This is a genomic window from Vibrio sp. 1727, from assembly GCF_033344415.1.
Lineage (GTDB): Bacteria > Pseudomonadota > Gammaproteobacteria > Enterobacterales > Vibrionaceae > Vibrio > Vibrio alginolyticus.
Map to the genome: position 1 here is coordinate 1 of NZ_JAWPOT010000585.1, position 542 is coordinate 542.

Genomic DNA, 542 nt, shown 5'->3' on the forward strand with positions numbered 1-542 from the left:
CGTCTGTAGAAGCAATTAAACAGGTCGAAGAGATTGTGAAAGAAATCGATCCTCTCACGGCTTACAGCTTGCAACAGATTGGGTCTGCATCATCGGACGCAAACCATTAACGCTTGGCGTCAATGAAAACGGAAAAATGAAAAGCCCCTTGGCGTTTGCCTTGGGGGCTTTCTTTTTAAACGAGATTTATCACAGGATAGCGATAGTTCGATATCTATGAACCGATAGTTACGGCAAGTCAAAGATTAGCGCAGTAACCGATTGATTGGTCAGGTTACGAAATGTCACCTTGCTCTGTGCTTCGATTTTAGCGCCATCACCGCCCGTTAGCAGGGTGTTGTCGACATGAAGCTCTCCCGATACCTGATGAATGTAAACATTTCTTCCAGAGTGGATGTCGAAGGCGAGTTCGCGATTCGGCTCCAAAATCAATTGATACAAATACGCATCTTGTTTGATGTGCAGTGTGCCACTCTCTCCCGTTGGGGTTGCAATGGTGGTTAACCCTGCATTACGTCCAAAATCTTTTTGCTGGTAGCCCG

General features: G+C 46.1%; 2 pseudogenes. One reads left to right on the plus strand and one right to left on the minus strand.

Annotation, left to right across the window (positions count from 1 at the left end):
- Positions 1 to 110 (plus strand): annotated as a pseudogene (locus R8O10_RS27065) (LysR family transcriptional regulator); the annotation flags it as partial.
- A 118-nt stretch (positions 111 to 228) separates the two neighbouring features.
- On the opposite strand, the pseudogene R8O10_RS27070 reads toward R8O10_RS27065, so the two are convergent.
- Positions 229 to 542 (minus strand): annotated as a pseudogene (locus tag R8O10_RS27070) (pirin family protein); the annotation flags it as partial.